The organism is Ruegeria atlantica (genome assembly GCF_013032455.1).
Classification (GTDB): Bacteria; Pseudomonadota; Alphaproteobacteria; order Rhodobacterales; family Rhodobacteraceae; genus Ruegeria; species Ruegeria atlantica_B.
In genome coordinates, this window is record NZ_WQCF01000032.1 from 1 (window position 1) to 3,460 (window position 3,460).

The window sequence follows — 3,460 nt, forward strand, 5'->3', positions numbered from 1 at the left end:
ACCACAAAGACCGGGACCTGATATGACCGACTTCACCAAGATCCTGATCGCCAATCGCGGCGAGATTGCCATTCGCGTGATGCGCGCAGCGAACGAGATGGGCAAACGCACCGTCGCGGTGTTCGCAGAAGAAGATAAGCTGGGCCTGCACCGGTTCAAGGCCGATGAAGCCTATCGCATCGGCGAAGGGATGGGGCCGGTTGCTGCCTATCTGAGCATCGACGAGATTATCCGCGTCGCCAAGGAATGCGGCGCTGACGCAATCCATCCCGGTTATGGCCTTCTGTCGGAAAACCCGGACTTTGTAGATGCCTGTGTGCAGAACGGCATCACCTTTATCGGCCCCAAGGCCGAGACAATGCGCGCTTTGGGCGACAAGGCCAGCGCGCGGCGCGTGGCCATAGAAGCTGGCGTTCCAGTGATCCCGGCCACCGAGGTTCTGGGCGATGACATGGATGCCATCCGCACTGAAGCGAAAGAGATAGGCTATCCATTGATGCTCAAAGCGTCCTGGGGCGGCGGCGGGCGTGGGATGCGTCCAATCGAATCCGAGGATGAGCTGGAAGAGAAAGTTCTGGAAGGTCGCCGCGAGGCCGAAGCCGCCTTTGGTAACGGCGAGGGTTATCTGGAAAAGATGATCACCCGCGCCCGTCACGTCGAGGTTCAGATCCTTGGTGACAAGCATGGTGAGATTTATCATCTCTTTGAACGCGACTGCTCGGTCCAACGCCGGAACCAGAAGGTCGTGGAACGCGCCCCTGCCCCGTATCTGTCCGAAGAACAGCGCGCTGAAATCTGTGAGCTGGGCCGCAAAATCTGCGCCCATGTGAACTATGAATGCGCGGGCACCGTCGAATTCCTGATGGATATGGAAACCGGCAAGTTCTACTTCATCGAGGTGAACCCCCGCGTGCAGGTGGAGCACACTGTCACCGAGGAAGTCACCGGCATCGACATCGTGCAGGCGCAGATTCTGATCGCCGAGGGCAAGACCCTTGCCGAAGCGACCGGAGCCGCCAGCCAGGCCGATGTGCATCTGACCGGCCACGCGCTGCAGACCCGGATCACCACCGAGGACCCGCAGAACAACTTCATCCCTGACTACGGTCGTATCACTGCCTATCGCTCGGCCACCGGCATGGGCATCCGTCTGGACGGCGGCACCGCATATGCTGGCGGGGTGATCACGCGGTACTATGACTCGCTGCTGACCAAGGTGACGGCGAAGGCACCGACGCCCGAGGCTGCGATTGCCCGTATGGACCGCGCCCTGCGCGAGTTCCGTATTCGCGGTGTCAGCACCAATATCGACTTTGTCATCAACCTGCTGAAGCACCCGACCTTTCTGTCGAACGAATACACCACCAAGTTCATCGACACGACGCCGGACCTGTTCACCTTCAAGCGCCGCCGCGACCGGGGCACCAAGGTTCTGACCTATATCGCGGATATCACTGTTAACGGTCACCCCGAGACCGCAGACCGACCCGAGCCACGGGCCGATCTGAAAGAGGCCAAAGCGCCCGCGCCCAGGGCCGAGCCGCAGATGGGCACCCGCAACCTGCTGGAGCAGAAAGGCCCGCAAGCTGTTGCTGACTGGATGAAGGCGCAGCGGCAGCTGCTGATCACCGACACCACCATGCGCGACGGGCATCAGTCACTGCTGGCGACCCGGATGCGTTCGATCGACATGATCAAGGTGGCGCCGACCTACGCGGCCAACCTGCCGCAGCTGTTCTCGGTCGAATGCTGGGGCGGTGCGACCTTTGACGTGGCTTACCGCTTCCTGCAGGAATGCCCGTGGCAGCGTCTGCGCGATCTGCGCGAGGCGATGCCGAACCTGATGACCCAGATGCTGCTACGCGGTGCAAACGGAGTTGGCTACACCAACTACCCGGACAACGTGGTGCAGGAGTTCGTCCGCCAAGCGTCCAAGAATATAGACGTGTTCCGCGTCTTCGACTCGCTGAACTGGGTCGAGAACATGCGCGTGGCGATGGATGCCGTCGTCGAGAACGGCAAAATCTGTGAAGGCACCGTCTGCTATACCGGTGATATTCTGGACCCTGATCGCGCCAAGTACGACCTGAAATACTATGTCGGCATGGGCAAAGAACTACGTGATGCAGGGGCACATGTTCTGGGCCTGAAAGATATGGCCGGTCTATTGAAACCAGCCTCGGCCAAGGTCCTTATTCGAGCGCTTAAGGAAGAGGTCGGCCTGCCGATCCACTTCCACACACATGACACTGCCGGTATTGCCAGCGCGACCATTCTGGCCGCATCCGAGGCTGGCGTGGACGCGGTGGACTGTGCGATGGACAGCTTCTCGGGCAATACCAGCCAAGCAACGCTGGGCACCGTGGTCGAGGCGCTGCGACATACCGAGCGTGACACTGGGCTGGACATCAAGGCCATCCGCGAGATTAGCGATTATTTTGAGGCTGTCCGCGGCCAGTACGCGGCCTTCGAATCCAGCCTGCAGGCCCCCGCATCTGAGGTGTACTTACACGAAATGCCGGGTGGTCAGTTCACCAACCTTAAGGCGCAAGCGCGCAGCTTGGGGCTGGAAGAACGCTGGCACGAGGTGGCGCAGATGTATGCCGATGTGAACCAAATGTTTGGTGACATCGTGAAGGTGACACCATCGTCCAAAGTGGTTGGTGACATGGCGCTGATGATGGTCAGCCAGGGCCTGACCCGCGAAGACGTGGAAAGCCCCTCAACCGATGTGGCCTTCCCCGACTCGGTGGTCGATATGATGCGCGGCAATCTGGGCCAGCCTCCGGGCGGGTTCCCTGACACCATCATCAAGAAGGTGCTGAAAGACGAAGCGCCCAACACCGAACGCCCTGGCAAGGATGTTCCCGCGGTCGATCTGGAAGCCACCCGCGCTGATCTGTCCAAGCAGTTGGAAGGCAAAGAGGTCGATGATGAGGATCTGAACGGATACCTGATGTACCCCAAGGTGTTCCTAGACTACATGGGCCGCCACCGTGTCTATGGCCCGGTCCGCACCCTGCCCACACGCACGTTCTTCTATGGAATGGAACCCGGCGAAGAGATCACGGCCGAAATCGACCCTGGCAAGACGCTGGAAATCCGTTGCCAGGCCATCGGTGAAACCGATGACAAGGGTGAAGTCAAAGTGTTCTTTGAACTCAACGGCCAACCCCGCGTGATCCGGGTACCGAACCGCATGGTCACCTCAACCACGCAGGCGCGCCCCAAGGCGGAAGCTGGAAACGCCAACCATATCGGTGCGCCGATGCCGGGTGTGGTGGCCACCGTGGCCGTTACGGCTGGTCAAGAGGTCAAGGAAGGCGACATGCTGCTGACCATCGAAGCGATGAAGATGGAAACCGGCATACACGCCGAGCGCGACGCAACGGTCAAGGCCGTTCACGTACAGCCCGGCGGCCAGATCGACGCCAAGGACCTGCTGGTCGAACTGGAATAA

1 protein-coding gene is annotated in these 3,460 nt (G+C 60.2%); it reads left to right on the plus strand.

Annotation, left to right across the window (positions count from 1 at the left end; all coding sequences use genetic code 11):
• Positions 1-22: 22 nt before the first annotated feature.
• The gene (locus GOW93_RS20595; protein ID WP_170388267.1) at positions 23-3,460 is read left to right on the plus strand and encodes a pyruvate carboxylase; all 3,438 of its coding nucleotides are present in this window, start codon (positions 23-25) and stop codon (positions 3,458-3,460) included.